This window comes from Microvirga lupini, assembly GCF_014191055.1.
GTDB classification, from domain to species: domain Bacteria; phylum Pseudomonadota; class Alphaproteobacteria; order Rhizobiales; family Beijerinckiaceae; genus Microvirga; species Microvirga lupini_A.
Map to the genome: position 1 here is coordinate 524,962 of NZ_JACHWB010000002.1, position 16,793 is coordinate 541,754.

General features: G+C 63.7%; 15 protein-coding genes. 12 read left to right on the forward strand and 3 right to left on the reverse strand.

Annotation, left to right across the window (positions count from 1 at the left end):
• Window positions 1-78: 78 nt before the first annotated feature.
• Window positions 79-1,053, forward strand: coding sequence for an ABC transporter substrate-binding protein (locus FHR70_RS09570; protein ID WP_183450215.1), 975 nt, complete (start codon window positions 79-81; stop codon window positions 1,051-1,053).
• The gene (locus tag FHR70_RS09575) at window positions 1,050-2,861 is read left to right on the forward strand and encodes an ABC transporter permease subunit (RefSeq protein ID WP_183449469.1); all 1,812 of its coding nucleotides are present in this window, start codon (window positions 1,050-1,052) and stop codon (window positions 2,859-2,861) included. Before FHR70_RS09570 ends, FHR70_RS09575 begins: the two co-directional genes overlap by 4 nt.
• Before the next feature lie 51 nt (window positions 2,862-2,912).
• On the opposite strand, the gene FHR70_RS09580 is transcribed toward FHR70_RS09575, so the two are convergent.
• Complete coding sequence (locus FHR70_RS09580) at window positions 2,913-3,779, reverse strand: alpha/beta hydrolase (RefSeq protein WP_183449470.1); 867 nt, start codon at window positions 3,777-3,779, stop codon at window positions 2,913-2,915.
• Between the two features lie 316 nt (window positions 3,780-4,095).
• On the opposite strand from FHR70_RS09580, the gene FHR70_RS09585 reads away from it, so the two are divergent.
• The gene (locus FHR70_RS09585) at window positions 4,096-4,992 is read left to right on the forward strand and encodes a LysR family transcriptional regulator (protein ID WP_183449471.1); all 897 of its coding nucleotides are present in this window, start codon (window positions 4,096-4,098) and stop codon (window positions 4,990-4,992) included.
• Here FHR70_RS09585 and mutY read toward each other — a convergent pair whose 3' ends face one another.
• Entirely contained in the window at window positions 4,993-6,099 is a 1,107-nt protein-coding gene (mutY, locus tag FHR70_RS09590) for an A/G-specific adenine glycosylase (protein WP_183449473.1), read from the reverse strand.
• A 57-nt stretch (window positions 6,100-6,156) separates the two neighbouring features.
• Between mutY and FHR70_RS09595 the strand changes: the two genes are divergently transcribed.
• From FHR70_RS09595 to FHR70_RS09635, 9 genes are all read left to right on the forward strand, one after another.
• Window positions 6,157-6,666, forward strand: coding sequence for a DUF721 domain-containing protein (locus tag FHR70_RS09595; protein WP_183449475.1), 510 nt, complete (start codon window positions 6,157-6,159; stop codon window positions 6,664-6,666).
• A gap of 72 nt (window positions 6,667-6,738) precedes the next feature.
• Window positions 6,739-7,377 (forward strand): DsbA family protein, encoded by a 639-nt coding sequence (locus tag FHR70_RS09600; RefSeq protein ID WP_183449477.1) that lies wholly within the window; start codon window positions 6,739-6,741, stop codon window positions 7,375-7,377.
• Window positions 7,378-7,422: 45 nt separating this feature from the next.
• Window positions 7,423-10,881, forward strand: coding sequence for a chromosome segregation protein SMC (gene smc, locus FHR70_RS09605; RefSeq protein ID WP_183449479.1), 3,459 nt, complete (start codon window positions 7,423-7,425; stop codon window positions 10,879-10,881).
• 207 nt (window positions 10,882-11,088) lie between these two features.
• Window positions 11,089-11,460, forward strand: coding sequence for an AtpZ/AtpI family protein (locus tag FHR70_RS09610; protein ID WP_183449481.1), 372 nt, complete (start codon window positions 11,089-11,091; stop codon window positions 11,458-11,460).
• Between the two features lie 59 nt (window positions 11,461-11,519).
• Entirely contained in the window at window positions 11,520-12,248 is a 729-nt protein-coding gene (locus tag FHR70_RS09615; RefSeq protein WP_183449482.1) for a F0F1 ATP synthase subunit A, read from the forward strand.
• A gap of 54 nt (window positions 12,249-12,302) precedes the next feature.
• On the forward strand, window positions 12,303-12,527 hold the full coding sequence (locus FHR70_RS09620; RefSeq protein ID WP_036357820.1) for a F0F1 ATP synthase subunit C: 225 nt from the start codon (window positions 12,303-12,305) through the stop codon (window positions 12,525-12,527).
• Window positions 12,528-12,648: 121 nt separating this feature from the next.
• A complete protein-coding gene (locus FHR70_RS09625) occupies window positions 12,649-13,197 on the forward strand; it encodes a F0F1 ATP synthase subunit B family protein (protein WP_183449483.1) in 549 nt (182 codons plus the stop codon).
• A gap of 13 nt (window positions 13,198-13,210) precedes the next feature.
• Window positions 13,211-13,696: a F0F1 ATP synthase subunit B family protein gene (locus FHR70_RS09630; protein WP_183449484.1), complete on the forward strand. Its 486-nt coding sequence runs from the start codon at window positions 13,211-13,213 to the stop codon at window positions 13,694-13,696.
• Window positions 13,697-13,764: 68 nt separating this feature from the next.
• The gene (locus FHR70_RS09635) at window positions 13,765-14,445 is read left to right on the forward strand and encodes an HAD family hydrolase (RefSeq protein ID WP_183449485.1); all 681 of its coding nucleotides are present in this window, start codon (window positions 13,765-13,767) and stop codon (window positions 14,443-14,445) included.
• A 275-nt stretch (window positions 14,446-14,720) separates the two neighbouring features.
• On the opposite strand, the gene FHR70_RS09640 is transcribed toward FHR70_RS09635, so the two are convergent.
• Window positions 14,721-16,778 (reverse strand): acyltransferase family protein, encoded by a 2,058-nt coding sequence (locus FHR70_RS09640; protein WP_183449486.1) that lies wholly within the window; start codon window positions 16,776-16,778, stop codon window positions 14,721-14,723.
• Window positions 16,779-16,793 lie beyond the last annotated feature (15 nt).

The window sequence follows — 16,793 nt, forward strand, 5'->3', positions numbered from 1 at the left end:
TGTTTTCGTCACAGAGGCGTCATCCAAGGCCGCTAGCGCGGGACAGCCTTACCGAAAGAGAGGGACTGCCCCGTGTCCATGAAGCGCCTTCTGCCCTTGCTCGCCATTCTGGTGCCTGCCTTCGCGCAGGCGCAAAATCTCTCCGGCAACCTCGTGCTCTATACGAGCCAACCCAACACCGATGCGCAGCAGACCATCGATGCCTTCAAGGCGAAGCATCCGGGCGTCAACGTCACCTTCGTTCGCGACGGCACCCCGAAGATCCTTGCCAAGCTCAGCGCCGAGTTCGAGGCCGGCCAGCCCCAGGCCGACGTGCTGCTGATTGCCGACAGCGTCACCATGGAGGGCCTCAAGAAGGAAGACCGTCTCCTGGTGCACGAGAAGGCAGATACCTCCGCCTATCCGACGGGCACGCACGACCCCCAGAAATTCTGGTTCGCCACCAAGCTGATCACCACGGGCATCGCCTACAACACGAAGGCATCCTTCAAGCCAGCCTCGTGGGCCGATCTCACGAGGCCTGAGGTCAAGGGCCAACTCGTCATGCCGAGCCCCCTCACCTCCGGCGCCGCCCTCATCCACGCCGCGACGCTCACGGGCAATATCGAAGGCGGTTGGGACTATTACGAGGCCCTGAAGGACAACGAGGCGGCGGCAGGCGGCGGCAATGGCGACGTGCTCAAGCAGGTGGCGGGCGGCCAGAAGCTCTACGGCGTCATTGTCGATTACATGCCGATCCGCGAGAAGGCCAAGGGCGCTCCGATCGAGTTCGTGTTCCCGAAGGAAGGCGTCTCCGCCGTGTCGGAGCCCGTCGCCATTCTCAAGTCTACGAAGAACCCGGAGGCTGCTCGTGCCTTCGTGGACTTCCTGCTCTCGAAGGAAGGTCAGGAACTGGCGCTGAAGCAGGGCTACATCGCGGCTCACCCGGCCGTCGCGCTGCCCGCCGGCTATCCGCCGCGCGAGCAGATCAAGGTCATGGGCTTCGACGCCGCCAGGGCGCTCGCCGACGAGACCAAGAACAAGGCGGCCTTCGCCGACATCTTTGGCCAGTGAGACATCGCGCACACGCCAAATCGTTCCTGGAGCGGGGAGGCCTCGGTCTTCTCGCTCCCATTGCTTTGGCGGTCGTGATCTTCGACGTGCTGCCCGCAGGCCGCCTGCTGCTGACGGCACTTGCGCCCGGCGGAGTCTTCGATCCCGACAAGGCGCTCTCGGCGCTCGCCAGCAGATCGGCGATCCGCGCTACCTGGGCCACGCTGGAGACAGCCTTCTTCTCCACCCTGCTGGCGCTGCCCCTCGGCACGCTCATGGCCCTGGTGCTCGGCATCACCGACATCCGCAGGCGTCAGGTCGCGTCGTTCCTGTTCGTCCTGTCGCTGATGATCTCGCCCCAGGTGATCGCGCTCGCCTTCCTGCACCTTGCAGGCCCGGCCTCACCGATCCTCAACACCCTGGGAATTGCACCCGAGGCCGGCAGCGCCAACCCGATGCTCGGGCGCCTCGGCATCATTCTCGTGCTGGGGCTGCACCATGCGCCCCTCGTCTACGTGATCATGAGCGCGGGCCTGAAGCGCATTCCGCTCGCGGTGGTCGAGGCGGCGCGCATGGACGGCTCGCCGCCGCTCAGGGTCGTGACCGATCATCTCCTGCCGCTGCTGCGGCCGCATCTCCTGAGCGCGGGCCTGCTCGCCTTCGTGGCGGGCATCGGCAACTTCGGCATTCCCGCACTTCTCGGCGCACCGGTGAACTATCTCACCCTGCCGGTGCTCATCTATCGCCGTCTGTCGAGTTTCGGCACCGGCATCCTCGGCGACGTGGCGGCGCTCGGCCTTCTCGTGGCGGTCATCGCCATCGTGTGCGTTGCGGCAAGCCAGTTCCTGAGCCGCCGGGGCGATGTACTCCTGGAAGAGGATGCTCCGCTTCAGCCGTTCTGGAGCCTGGGACGCGCCGGCGCAGTCGCAGAGATCTTCGTCATCGCGGTGATCGCCGTCACGCTGGTGCTGCCGATGCTGTCGCTCTTCGCTGCGGCCCTGGTACCGTCCTACGGCATGCCGCTGACGCTCTCGACCATCACTCTCGGCAACTTCGTCGAGGTGCTGGCGCGGCAGGAGGTCACCATCCGGGCCTTCCTGAATTCGCTGCTTTACGCAGGCGGCGCGGCCTGCCTGCTCGCATGTTTTGCTGTCCCGATGGCCTATGGTCTGGTCAGACTGATGGGACCGATGAGGATCCTCGCTACGGCCCTTCTCGAGATCTCCTATGTGCTCCCCGGCATCGTGCTGGCCATCGCGTGCATCCTTCTGTTCCTGAAGCCGCTGCCGCTCTTCGGCGCCTCTCTCTATGCCACGCCATGGATCATCGTGTTCGCCTACCTTGCCCGTTTTCTGCCAGTGGTGCTCAAGCCTGTGCTCGCCGGCATGACTCAGGTCGACATGGCGCAGGAGGAGGCCGCAGCGCTCGATGGCGCAACGATCATGCGCCGCCTCACCGATATTATCCTGCCATCGCTTCTTCCAGCAGCGGTCGCGGGCGGGCTGATGGCTTTCCTGCTCGCCTTCAGCGAACTCACTGTCTCGGCCCTGCTCTGGTCGGCCGGTACGGAGACCATCGGGGTGGTGCTCTACAACCTCGAAGAGGCGGGCCTCGCAAGCCAGGCCTCGGCGGTTGCCATTGTCATCGTGGCCGTCGTTACCCTCGCCATGCTCGCGTTGAATGCACTGGGCCGGTACCTGCCGAACGGCACCCTGCCCTGGCATATCGAGGCGGAAGGCACGGCATTCTCCGCCCGCAAGCCGGACCGAATACCCGCCCGCACAGGACCGATCGGCCAGCTCAAGCCTCGCCCGGCCCTGAGCGCTTGAACTGCCGGCGTCATGGCCGGAACGAATCGGCCATGACGCATCTTCAGAGCATCACCGCGTCGAAAGCCATTGCAGCAGTTCCGCATCGAAGAGAGCACTCTCTTCGAATTGCGGCGTGTGTCCGCTCTTCTCGAACACGCGCACAGTCAGGTCCTTGAAGCGCTCGCGATACGGCGCCCAAGTGGCATAGGGCGCAACGAGGTAATCGTACCGGCCAAGTGCGAGGAAGACCGGCCGGTCAAGATGCTCCAGCCCCTGCGCGACATCGATGTCGCGGAAGACCTCGCCCCAGAGGTGGTCGAAGACAGGCATGTTCACATGCACGCCGTCCCACAGGGGCGCGGCGTCGAAGCTGTGATCGTACCAGCTCCGCGCGCCCATCCTCACGCAGAAGGCGATGAAGCGCTTGTCGGGCGCAGCCTCGATCTCTGCCGGCAGCATCGCCAAATCTCTTGCGAGCTGCGATTTCCGCTCGGGGCAGACGGATTCCTGCCAGTACTGCTCCGTCGCCATCTGGTGCGCGGCGCTATGGCTCGGGCCGGTGGCGATCATCACCACATGGGACACATGCTGCGGATAGCGCTTGGCATATTCGAGCGCCATGTATCCATGGCCGGAATGGCCGATGATGATCACCTTCTCCAAGCCGAGATGCCGCCGCACGAGATCGACGTCGTTGAGCACGACATTGAGCGTGTAGTCCGTGGGCGCCATCTCGCCTGTCGGTCGCGCAAATCCGCGATGATCGACGAAGATGAGCTTCAGGGATTGGTTTAAATCCTGCGAGAAAACCCGCGGGTAATAGACCGCGCTGCCGATGACGAGGGCGGGCGTTCCTTCACCTTCGATGGAATAGGCCAGCTCGAACGGGCCCGAGTGGATGGTTCCGCGCACGATGGCGCGATTGCTGTCAGACATGATGGTTCCTTCATCCATGCGTCATGATCCGGCCGAAACGGATGTTTCGGCACAAACAAGTCGTGGCTCCTCGGCCACAATGTTGTTGTCGGATCGCGTCGCTAACGGATCAGGCGCACGGTGAATGTCCTTCGCTGTCGGGGTGGCCCTTCTCGCCTAAACGGAAAGGTTTGTGAAGGCCCTCCCACAAAAATGAAGAGGTGCACAACGCTCCTGTCGGGCTGCGAGGCTGCGTTTCTCAAGCGATGGTGCGGCTTGTCCCCAGGCTTGAAGATCCCGCTATGCCGAACCCGGTTCAACGTTTTAGCATTCTCACATGGCTTCTTCGTCTCTCGACCCCTTCCGCCTCGCCCTCACCGAACCGTCCTGGGACGATCTGCGGATCTTTCTTGCCGTGGTGGCTCATGGATCGATGAACAGCGCCGCCAAGGCGTTGGGCCAGAGCCAGCCCACCATCGCGCGGCGCATCAAGGTGCTGGAGGAAACCTTCGGGCTCACCCTGTTTCAGCGCGGCCCCAACAATCTCGAACTGACGGAGGCTGGGCACGCCGTTCTCGAAGCCGCCGCTCCCATGGGCGAGGCCGCCGCCATCGTGTCTCGCACGGCCGCGGCCTACCGGCCCGACCCCGACGCCCCGGTGCGGATCACGGCCACAGCCTCGGTCACCCTGTTCATGTCGCTGCATTCGGCGGAGCTGCACGAAGCTGCAGCGCCCGTTGAGATCGCCTATATCCCGACGAGGCAACGGCTCGATCTAGCGTCCGGCGAAGCAGATATCGGCCTGCGGATGCGCACTCTGCCGGAGGGCACGGACGATCTTGTCGCCCGCAAGATCGGGCAGATCGCCTTTGCGATCTATGCCCGTGACCATAATCCCCAAGCCGTCATCGCCCCACCGGAGGACCCGACCCTGTCGCGGCAGGCCGCCTACGTGGCGGAGTTCGCGCAAGGCCGCACCATCGCGGCCCGCATCGGCGACATGCCGATCCGCTACCAGGCCGCCAAGGCAGGGCTCGGCGCCGCCTTCCTCCCCTGCTGGCTCGGCGATTCGGACCCGGACCTCGTGCAGGTCATGAAGCCCGAGGGCGACCTGATCGAAGATGTCTTCCTCGTCATGCACCGCCGCAGCCGCAACCGTCCGAACGTCACGCGGGTGGCGAATGCGCTCGCGGCATTGTTCAAGCGCAATCAGAAGGCGCTGGTTGGAGGCTGATCAGGCCTGCGGCTTCGCCGAAGACTTCTTTGCCCCCGGCAAATCCCCAAGCGCATGCGCCAGCACCTTTTTCATGGCGCCGGGCAACGCCTCCTCGTGCAATTGCAGCCGCGGCGTCCAGCGCATGTCGTGCGGAGCCGGCGTGCCCTTAGCGACCTTGGCGAAGAGCACCGTGAGTTCCAAAGGAAAATGGGTGAAGACGTGCCGCACCGTGCCCGGCAGGCGCTGCCAGCGCGCCTCGATGGGGGCGTCGAGCACGGCGCGGGAGGGTTCGTAATCCGGCACCCACTCGCTCGTCGGCGGCTCCACCATGCCGCCGAGCAATCCTTTGGGCGGGCGAGTGCGCAGCAGGATCGTGTCGTCGGCGCGCAGAACCACGAAGGCCGCCCCTTTGCGCAGTTGCCCGGCCTCCTTCTTCTGCTTTTTCGGAAAGGTCTCCTGCAGCCCCTCGGCCCGGGCCCGGCAGGGCACCATCCAGGGGCAGAGCGCGCAGGCCGGACGCTTGGGCGTGCAGATGGTGGCGCCGAGATCCATGACGGCCTGGGCGAAATCGCCGGGGCGGCCCTCCGGCACCAGCGCCTCTGTGAGGCTCCGGATTAGTGGCTTGGCCTTCGGCAGCGGCTCCTCGACCATGAACAGGCGGGACATGACCCGCTCCACATTGCCGTCGACCGCCGCGGACTTCTCGTTGAAGGCGATGGCCGCCACGGCCGCTGCCGTATAGGCGCCGATGCCGGGAAGCTTCAGGAGTTCGGCTTCCGTAGCGGGAAAGCGCCCACCATGTTTCTCCACGACCGCCTTGGCGCAGGCATGGAGGTTGCGGGCGCGGGAATAATAGCCGAGCCCCGCCCAGGCATGCATGACTGTGTCGGATGGCGCTTCGGCCAAGGCTTCGACGGTCGGGAAGCGCTCCAGGAACTTGAGGTAATAGGGTTTGACCGCCGCAACCGTCGTCTGCTGGAGCATGATCTCGGACAGCCAGACGCGGTAAGGCTCTGCGGTCACGCCCGGCATGGCGCGCCACGGCAAATCCCGCCGGTGACGGTCGTACCAGGCGAGAAGATCCTGCGGGTCGGGCTTGGTCGCGCTCGAGGCGGGCGTTAACATGAGATTCGGAATAGCGTTCTACACGGAATATTCCAACGCGGCTTTTGGACATTCAACATGAGACGACCGCGGCCCCTTGCCCGCCCCCTCGCCGAGTTTCTCGATGTCTGCCTGTCCCCCAGTCTGGCGGCGCAGGGCTTTGCCACGTCGGACGTCATCATGGCTTGGCCCGAGATCGTCGGCGAGCGGCTCGCCGCCTTCACCCAGCCCCTCAAGATCGAATGGAAGCGAAAAGCCCCCCATGCCGATCCGGAAGCGCGGCCGGAGCCCGCGACCCTCGTGATCCGGGTGGAAAGCGCCTTCGCCCTCGAACTGCAGCACATGGCCCCCACCGTCATCGACCGGGTGAACACCTATTACGGCTGGCGCTGCATCGGGAAGATCGTGCTGAAACAAGGACCCGTGCGGAGGGTTGAGAAGAAGCGACCGGCCGCTCCCGTTCTCACCCCGGCGGACCGGGAGAAGGTCGACCGGGCCGTCCAGCCCATCGAGGAGGAGGCCCTCAAGGCCGCCCTCGACCGGCTCGGTCAGGCGATCGTCAGCTCCGGTTCACGCACGAAAGCGTGAGATATCTGGCGCTTGCCTCGCAAGACAAGTCATTCTACCGCAGGACGAAATCTCTTCAGGAGCCTTCCCACGATGATCACCCGGCGTCAGACGCTTCAGCTTCTCGGGACCGCAGCCGCGGCCGCCTACTTCGCCACAAGCCTCCCGGCTCTCGCCCAGAACGTGGCCGCTACGGACCTCGCGGTCCAGGGCCCCCTCGGCGACGTGGCCCTGGGCCCGGAAAACGCCAAGGTGACCATCATCGAGTACGCGTCGCTCACCTGCTCCCACTGCGCCAATTTCCACAAGACTGCCTGGCCGGAGCTGAAGAAGCGCTACATCGACACGGGCAAGGTCCGCTTCGTCCTGCGCGAGTTCCCCCTCGACCCGCTTGCTACCGCCGGTTTCATGCTCGCCCGCTGCGATGGGAACGACAAATATTACCCGATCACCGACCTGCTCTTCGAGCAGCAGCGGAACTGGGCCTTTGTGGACAAGCCCCTCGACGCCCTGCGCGGCCTGATGCGGCAGGCCGGTTTTTCACAGGAAAAATTTGACGCTTGCCTCAAGGACCAGAAACTATATGACGCAGTCAACGCGGTGAAGAACCGAGGTATGGAGCAGTTCCGTGTGGACTCCACGCCGACTTTCTTCATCAATGGTCAGCGTCATCCTGGAAGCCTGTCGATCGATGAGATTGAAAAGGTCATCAAGCCAATTCTCGGAGAGTAACCTCCGCGGCCCTGCCCTCTTCGGGCGGGACGGGAAGGCGCGTTCATGAAGCTGACGCGCCTTCGCATCGCAGGCTTCAAGACCTTCGTCGAGCCCACCGACTTCCTGATCGAGCCGGGCCTCACCGGCGTTGTCGGGCCGAACGGCTGTGGCAAGTCGAACCTCGTTGAGGCCCTGCGCTGGGTCATGGGGGAGAACTCCTTCAAGAACATGCGCGCCACGGGGATGGACGACGTCATCTTCTCCGGCTCCGGCGGCCGCCCGGCCCGCAACTGGGCCGAGGTGATGCTCACCATCGACAACGCCGAGCGCACCGCGCCCGCCGCCTTCAACGACAGCGATCTCCTGGAAATCTCGCGCAAGATCGAGCGCGAGGAAGGCTCGACCTACCGGGTGAACGGCAAGGAGGTGCGCGCCCGTGACGTGCAGATCCTGTTCGCCGACGCCGCCACCGGCTCCCGCTCGCCCGCCCTCGTCCGCCAGGGCCAGATCAGCGAGATCATCTCGGCCAAGCCCCAGGCCCGCCGCCGCATCCTCGAAGACGCCGCCGGCATCGCAGGCCTGCACGCCCGCCGCCACGAAGCGGAGCTGCGGCTCAAGGCTGCCGAGGACAACCTCGTCCGCGTCGAGGACGTAATCCGCGAGCTGGAAAGCCAGATCGAGAGCCTGAAGCGCCAGGGCCGCCAGGCCTCGCGCTACAAGAACCTCTCCGCCGAGATCCGCCGGCTCGAGGCCCTGATGTACGCCATCAGCTTCGCCGAGGCCCGGGAGCAGGCCGCCACCGCCGAGCGCCAAGTGGCCGACGCCCTCAAGGCCGTGGCCGACGCCACCGAGGAGCAGACCCGCGCCGCCACCACCCAGGCGGTCGCCGCCCATGCCCTGCCCAGCCTGCGCCAGGAAGAGGCTGCTGCCGCGGCAGCTCTGCAGCGCCTGACCCATGCCCGCAACGAGCTCGAATCGGAGGAGCGCCGCTCCAAGGAGCGCGTGACGGAGCTCGAGCGCCATATCGGCGACCTTAACCGCGACCTCGCCCGTGAGGCTGCCCAGCGCACGGATGCCCAAGCCACCATCGAGCGCCTTCAGTCCGAGGCTGACGAGATTGCGCTCACCACCGACGGAGCGGACGATGCCCGCGCCGAGGCAGAGGAGCGCCTCCACGCCGCCGAAGCGGAGCTGCACGAGGCCGAGGCATCTTTAAGCGCCCTTCAGGCCCAGACTTCCGATCTCAATGCCCGCCGCGCCGCCCTGGAGCGCGCCGTGCGCGAGGAGATGGAGCGCGCCGCCCGTTTCCGGTCAGAGAAGGAGCGGCTGGAGCGCGAGATCGCGGCGCTCACTGGTTCAACCGAGGACGGTCCCTCCCTCGACGACATGCGCGAGGATATGGCGATGGCCGAGGAAAGTGCCCAATCGGCCGAAGAGGCCGTGATCGAGGCGCGCGAGACCCTCTCGGCTGCTCGTGAAGCCGAGAACCGCCTACGCCAGCCTCTGAATGAGGCCGAGCGCAAGGCGCAGCGGCTTGAAACCGAAGCGCTGACGCTGGCCAAGCTCGTGACCTCCGCTACCGGCGACCTGTGGCCTCCGGCCCTCGACCAGATCACGGTCGAGAAGGGCTATGAGGCCGCCCTGGGCGCCGCGCTTGGCGACGATCTTGAAGCCTCGACCAATCCTTCCGCTCCCGCCCACTGGGAAATGACCGGCGCCGGCGAAGGCGATCCCACCCTGCCGGACGGTGTTCGTTCGCTGGCCGATCTCGCCCGCGCACCGGCCGAGCTGCAGCGCCGCCTGCGCCAGATCGGCGTGGTGAGCCGGGCCGATGGCTTGCGCCTGCGCGCCCTCCTCAAGCCTGGCCAGCGCCTGGTCTCGCAGGAAGGCGACGTGTGGCGCTGGGACGGCTTCACCAATGCGGCGGAAGCGCCCTCCCCGGCCGCTCGGCGTCTGGCGGAAAAGAACCGCCTCGGCGATCTGGAGCGCGAGGCGAAGGAAGCCCGTGAGCAGGCCGAGCACCTGCGCCACGAGGCGGAAGTGGCCCTGGAAGCCGTGCGCCGGGCCGCGTCCCACGAGATGCAGGCCATCGAGGCTGCCCGTCAGGCCCGGCAGGCCCTCGACGCTGCCCGGACCCGGTTGACGGCTGCCGAGCGCAAGGAAGCCGAACTCGGCCAGCGCCGCTCCGCACTCCAGGAGGGCCTGACCCGCTTCTCGGAGAGCGAGGCGGAAGCGCTGGAGCGGGTGCAGGATGCTGAAGGTGCCCTGCAGGACCTCGCTCCGGCACCCGATCTCGAAAGCCGCCTGCTCGAGGAACGCACCCGCGTGGCCGAGCGCCGGGCGGCCGCCTCCGAGGCGCGGGCAGCCCTGCAATCGCTCACGCACGAGGCCGAGTTGCGCCGCCGCCGGCAGGACGCGCTTGCCGCCGATATCCGCCTGTGGACCGAGCGCGCCGCCCGCGCCGCCAAGGCTTTCGAGGATTTGGGCGAGCGCTTGGAGCGCGCACAGGACGAGCACCAGCGCCTGCTGGAGGCTCCCGACACCTATCTCCAGCGCCGCCGCGCCCTCATTGCTGAGGTCGAGGAAGCCGAAGCGAAGCGCAAGGAAGCCGCCGACCGCCTCGCCGATGCGGAGACGGGCCTCGCCGAGACCGACCGCACCGCCCGTGCTGCCCTGGAGGCGCTCTCAGCCGCCCGCGAAGCCCGCGCCGGATCACAGGCTCGTCACGAGGCCGCCGTCGCACGTCTGGCCGAGATCACTCGCACCATCGCGGAGAACCTCGAGACGACCCCCGCCGGGCTGATCGAACTCGCGGGCCTGAAGGAGGCGACCGAACTTCCGCCGCATGCGGAAATCGAATCGAAGCTCCACTCTCTCAAGAGCGACCGGGAGCGCCTCGGTGCGGTGAACCTGCGCGCCGACGAGGAGCTCTCGGAGCTTGAAACTAAGTACAACAGCATTGCCGGCGAGCGTGACGACCTCGTCGAGGCCATCAAGCGCCTGCGCCAGGCGATCGGCAGCCTCAACCGCGAAGGTCGTGAGCGGCTGCTCGCCGCCTTCGACGTGGTGAACAACCATTTCAAGCAGCTCTTCACCACCCTGTTCGGCGGCGGCACGGCGGAGCTGACCCTTGTCGATTCGGACGATCCGCTCGAAGCCGGCCTCGAAATCCTCGCCCGCCCGCCGGGCAAGAAGCCCCAGAGCATGACCCTGCTCTCCGGCGGTGAGCAGGCGCTCACCGCCACCGCCCTGATCTTCGCCGTGTTCCTCACCAACCCTTCGCCGATCTGCGTGCTCGACGAGGTGGACGCGCCCCTCGACGACGCCAATGTGGAGCGCTACTGCGCCCTGCTCGAGGACATGTCCCGCCAGACCGAAACCCGGTTCGTGGTCATCACCCACAACCCGATCACCATGGCCCGGATGGACCGACTGTTCGGCGTCACCATGGCCGAGCGCGGCGTTTCGCAACTGGTCTCCGTCGACCTGCAGAGCGCCGAGCGCATTCTTGAGGTAGCCTAAGGTTTTCAGGCCCTGCCATGCTTCGGCCTCAAAAACATGTGCGCTTTCAGCCTCAGGCTGCGCAAAAACATCTATAATCAAGCGATATCAGATACTTAGTTCTTTTCAGACTGTTCTTGACAGGGGTAACCCCCGCTCATATGGTGCGCCCGGCTTTCGGGGCTGGTTTTCCAGGCATTTTCCCGCAACGCTTCACAGGAGATCGCAATGGCGGACCCTCACGAGCGGAACGGTGAAGATGAGAGGAAACCGGGCAGCGCCGATGATGCCGACCTGTCAGCGAGACTGAAATCGCTCGATGCGCGGATCTCTCAAGCATCCGCTCAACGAGCCGAGTCGGAACCTCGCGCCCGCCCGACGTCCAATTCCACTGCTCTCGGCCAGGCCTTCAGGCTCTCGGCCGAATTCGTTGCAGGAGTTGCGGCCGGTGGGATCCTGGGTTGGATCGTCGACTACCTGTTCGGATCTTCCCCTTGGGGTCTGATCGTTTGTCTGATACTCGGCTTCTGCGCCGGGATGCTCAATCTGATGCGAGCTGCCGGGGTGGTCAAACCCGCCCGGTATCACGACGAGCGGTAGCAGACCTCGACTTCGAACGCCGTACGGCATTGGCAACAGCGAACTTTTGAGAGCGGATCATGGCGAGCCCGATCGAACAATTCCAGATCAAGCCCATCATTCCGGTCATCAACTTCACCAATTCGTCCGCATTCATGATCGGCGCTGCCGCCGTGATCGTGGGCGGCCTTCTCTACGCCACCCGCAAGCGCGCCGTCGTTCCGGGCCGCGCCCAGTCGGTGGCCGAGGTCCTGCACGATTTCGTCGCGAACACCCTGGTCGACGCGACCGGCAAGGAGGGGATGAAGTTCTTCCCCCTCGTCTTCTCGCTCTTCATGTTCGTGCTGACGGCCAACCTGCTCGGCATGATCCCGGGCTTCTTCACGGTCACCAGCCACATCATCGTCACCTTCGCCCTCGCGATGCTGGTGATCGGCACCGTGGTGGTCTACGGCTTCATGAAGCATGGCACCCACTTCCTCGGCCTCTTCGTGCCGTCGGGCGTGCCGGGCTGGCTCCTGCCCTTCATCGTGGTGATCGAGCTCATCTCCTTCCTGTCCCGGCCGATCTCGCTGTCCCTGCGTCTCTTCGCGAACATGCTCGCGGGACACATCGCGCTGAAGGTTTTCGCAGGCTTCGTGGTCAGCCTCCTGGCTGCCGGCGGCGCCCTGACGATCCTCGCTCCGCTGCCGCTCCTCATGGCGGTTGCTCTCATGGCGCTCGAGTTCCTCGTCGCCGCTCTGCAGGCCTACGTCTTCACGGTGTTGACCTGCATCTACCTGAACGACGCGTTGCACCCGGGGCACTAGGTCTGCGCTGAGTTAACCTTCCCTCCCGATCACAGTATCCCCAAGGAGATCACAATGGATCCGATTGCTTTCAAGTTCCTCGGCGCGGGCCTCGCCTGCATTGGCATGGGTCTCGCCGCTATGGGCGTGGGCAACATCTTCGGCAACTTCCTCTCGGGTGCCCTGCGCAACCCTTCGGCTGCTGACAGCCAGTTCGCCCGCGCCTTCATCGGTGCGGCGCTCGCGGAAGGTCTCGGCATCTTCTGCCTCGTCGTCGCTCTCGTTCTGCTCTTCACCTAATCTCAAGACGGTGATCGGGAGGCTGAGGCGCGCTTCACGCGCTTCGCCTCAACAGGGGTGACGGCGGGCTCAACCGCCGTCATTCATGTTTGTAGGATTCTTTATCCGTTAGGATCTGCTCATGGCTCAGGCTCAGACGACCCATGCCACAACAGAGGCCCCCGGCGGCGCTCATGCGGATGTCGGTTTCCCGCCCTTCGAGACGGAAACCTATGCCGGTCAGCTCCTCTGGCTGGCGATCACCTTCGTGGTGCTCTACACGCTGCTTTCGAGGCTGGTTCTCCCGCGTCTGGGCGGAATCATCGAGAACCGCCGTGCGATGATCGCCAGCGATCTCGACGACGCGGCAGCCATGAAATCCCGCGCGGAAGAGGCCGGCACGGCTTACGAGAAGTCGCTGGCCGAGGCGAAGAGCCGGGCTCAGGCCCTGGCCCAGGAAACCCGCGCCAAGCTGTCCGCCGAGAGTGATGCCAAGCGCAAGGCCCTCGAAGCCGACCTCAACCAGCGCCTCGCTGAGTCAGAGGCTACTATCTCGGCCAAGAAGACCGAGGCCATGAGCCACGTGGACGCCATCGCCCGCGACACAGCTTCCGCCATCATCGAGCGCCTGACCGGCAAGGCTCCGGCCCCGCAGAAGGTCGAAGCCGCTCTCAATCAGATCAAGGCCTGATCAGGAGATCCGCATGTTCCAAAGCGCTGAATTCTGGGTTGCGGTCGCCTTCGTCATCTTCTGGGGCATCCTGTTCTACAAGGGCGTCCCGGGTAACGTGATGAACCAGCTCGATTCCCGCGGCAAGCGGATCGCCGACGAACTGGCCGAGGCCAAGCGCCTGCGCCAGGATGCCGAGCGGCTCCTCAAGGAGTACGAGACGAAGCGTGCCACCGCCGAGCGCGAGGCCGCCGAGATCGTCTCCAACGCCCGCGCCGAGGCCGAGCGCCTTGCCGCCGAGGCCCAGGAGAAGATGGCCGACTTCGTGAAGCGCCGCACCGCCACCGCCGAGGCGAAGATCGCCCAGGCCGAGGCCCAGGCTTCCGCCGAAGTGCGCGCCGCCGCCGTCGATGCGGCCGTCAAGGCCTCCGAGCGCGTCCTGCGCGACGAAATCACCGGCGCCACGGCCGCCTCGCTCGTCTCGTCCAGCCTCAACGACGTGCGCACGAAGCTGCAGTAAGGGCTCCGTTCCGGACGGAAGATTTCAAAGGCCGCCCTTCGAGGCGGCCTTTTTTGCTGGAGACCATCATGGTGCTGATCTTTGACTGCGACGGGGTTCTGGTCGATTCGGAGGCCCTGGCCTGCGAGATCGACGCCCAGATCCTCACGGAGATCGGACTGCCCTATCAGGCACAGGACATCGCGCGCAAATTCGTCGGGGTCAGTTTCAAGGACATGGTGGCACGCCTCGAGGCGGAGCACGGTTGCACCCTTCCGGCCGATCTGGGCTCTCAGATCGACCGCGCCCTCTTTGCCAAATTCGAAACGCACCTGAAGCCGATCGAGGGCGTCCGCGAAACTATCCTGTCGCTCCCCTACCCGCGCTGCGTCGCTTCCTCCTCGACACCCGACCGTATTGCGCTGTCGCTCCAGATCACCGGATTGTCCGACCTTTTCGACCACGTCTTCAGCGCCACTCAGGTCGCGCGCGGCAAACCGGCGCCGGATCTGTTTCTCCACGCCGCCGCGCAGATGGGTACGTGCCCAGAGGATTGCATAGTGATCGAGGACTCCGCCGCGGGGGTTCAAGGCGCGTTGGCAGCCGGCATGCGCGTCATCGGCTTCGCCGGTGGCTCACATTGCGGACCGGAACATGCGGAGATGCTGCAACAGGCAGGCGCATGCGTCGTTATCGGACGAATGACGGATTTACATCCATTTAAAGAATTTCTGACGCGCTTAGACAAGCGTAGGCCGTCAAGAACGTAGTCGGTCATTCAGTTGAAGAATCCAATTCAGGCACACGGATGACCTGCCAGCATCTCTCGCGAAACGCACTTCTAGGAGCGTGTGTTCCTGAAGGATCGAGGTTCAATCATCAATCGTATGACTAGGCTCAACAGGGTAGAAACCCGAATTGCTTGTTCCGTCTACGCCTATCGCTCAAAAGTACTTGCGAAAAAAAACAAAAGTGCGATCCTTTTTTAGGACAGAGGCATGAGTGCTAGATCGCTCTCACTTAGCTCTCCGAAAATCGCGTGGGGCTACTCCCCCACATCCGCACTTTGCTGCTCTTGCTTTTGCCCATCAGATTCCGACGGGAAGAGGTCAGGTCGAACTTGTTTCATCCGCTCACCCAGGATCGTAGACATAGAGCGGGAAAATGTGACCGTGAAATGATGCTTGTCACCATAGATCATAATGTTTCCTGAGACTGGGAAGCATGTCTTTTGATCACAAAATCGATCTGTCATATCGATGAATTTGACATTTGACGGACGAGCGGAAAGCAGCCGACTTGGGTCAGTATCGCTTAGAACTCTATTGCGCGGACGGCTGCAAGCCATAATGTTGGGATAATTAGCTTCAAGACATTCAGGAACGTGAAAACCCAACCATGGATTGTCCCGAACCGCAATCACCTCCACACCTATTTCAGCCAAACGGTTCCATTGCGCCTGATACCCTTCAGGGATGTATTCTTCCTTTCTTCCCTGAATGTACTGCCTCCGGGTTGATGGTGTGAAAACAACATCTGGTTTCAGCCTCGCCAGATTGGCGATCACGTTCTTGTTCCACTCAATGCAAGTTGGGTCCAGTTTTCCTCCCACTGTGAAGGGGCATGCACTCTTCGTGATGTTGACAACCCGCCATCCGTACTTTTTCGCAAGAATTTCCAGTGGAGGTAACCAATGCGATGAATGCGATCCGCCAACAACCGCTATAGTCTTCGTTGGGGCGCCGAGATTTCCAAATTCACATTCAATAACAGCCGCTTCATCTACGCGTTGATGGCACTCCTTAAGCAATCCCCTGGCGAGATCACGCTTCACGTTGGCAAATTCTGGCATCAACGGGATACCAGGTTTTATCATAGTCTCGACGGATGCAGGCAGAGTCCCCCCAGGGTAATTTGCGATTGGAAGGTTGTCTGGATCCGCTTTGGTTTCAAGCAGAAGGATCCATACCGCGGCAGTGACGACAATAGGTATGGCAAAGCACGTAGCCAGTGCATGAATGTGCCAAACCTTCCTCTTACCGAGTGCTGATCGTTGAATCGGTTGCTCCAGCCCGCGCGCGGTCATATAGGCGCCGCACAATGCGATCGCGATGACAGCCAGCCCATCCCAGAGACCGAGTTGCTTCTGACCAGTAACGATCAAGGCGAAAACCAGAACCGGCCAATGCCAGAGATAGAATGAGAACGAGATATCGCCCATAGCGACAAGCGGCTTTGCGGCCAAAATTCTATCGGCACCGAAGCGCGTCGTGCCACCTCCCGAGAGAATGACCAAGGCTGCTCCGAGCGTCGGCCACAGCGCAATGTATCCCGGGTAATGAGCCGATGCCGGAACGGCGAAGCCGCAGCTTACCACAGCCGCCAATCCGACCCATCCCACAATCTCGCGAAGCCGCTCCGGCAATTGAATATAGGGAACCAGGATCGCTAGAACGCCGCCTAGGGCGAACTCCCATACGCGCGCCGACGTGTTGAAGTAGGTGGGCGAAGGGTCAAGGCGAGTCTGTACAACCGAATAGGCCAGAGAGCCAAGGAATACGGCCGCAAAGGCAGCAGCATAAGTATAAGCTCCACCGCCCAGCCGGCGCACTGCAAGGGTCACGCCCAGCAGCAGGAAGGGCCAGACGGCATAAAACTGCACTTGCACCGATAGTGCCCAGAACTGTTGGACCGGGCTGGGAGCCTCGTCGCGAGCGAGATAATCGACCGCGTTCATCATGAGCTTGAGGTTCTCAAGATGAAGGACGCTATAAATCACCTCGGTGAGAAACCCCTGCTGGCGCGACTGGGGCAACCACAGCAAGGCCGCGAGAAGCGTGATGGCCATAACAGTATAGGCCATGGGGGCGATGCGCTTGGCGATGCGGCCCCAGAAGGCGAAGACATCAATCGTCTGGTTGCGCTGGACTTCTCTGTAGAGAGAACCAGTGATCAGAAAACCCGAGATGACGAAGAACACATCCACGCCGCCGGATACCCGCCCGCCCCAGATGTGGAAACTGGCAACGAGAAGTGCACCGATCGTACGAATCCCCTGGATCTCGGGACGGTAGCCGGAGGTTTTGGTGCTGAAGGCGCTCATCGATTGCTGTCATTG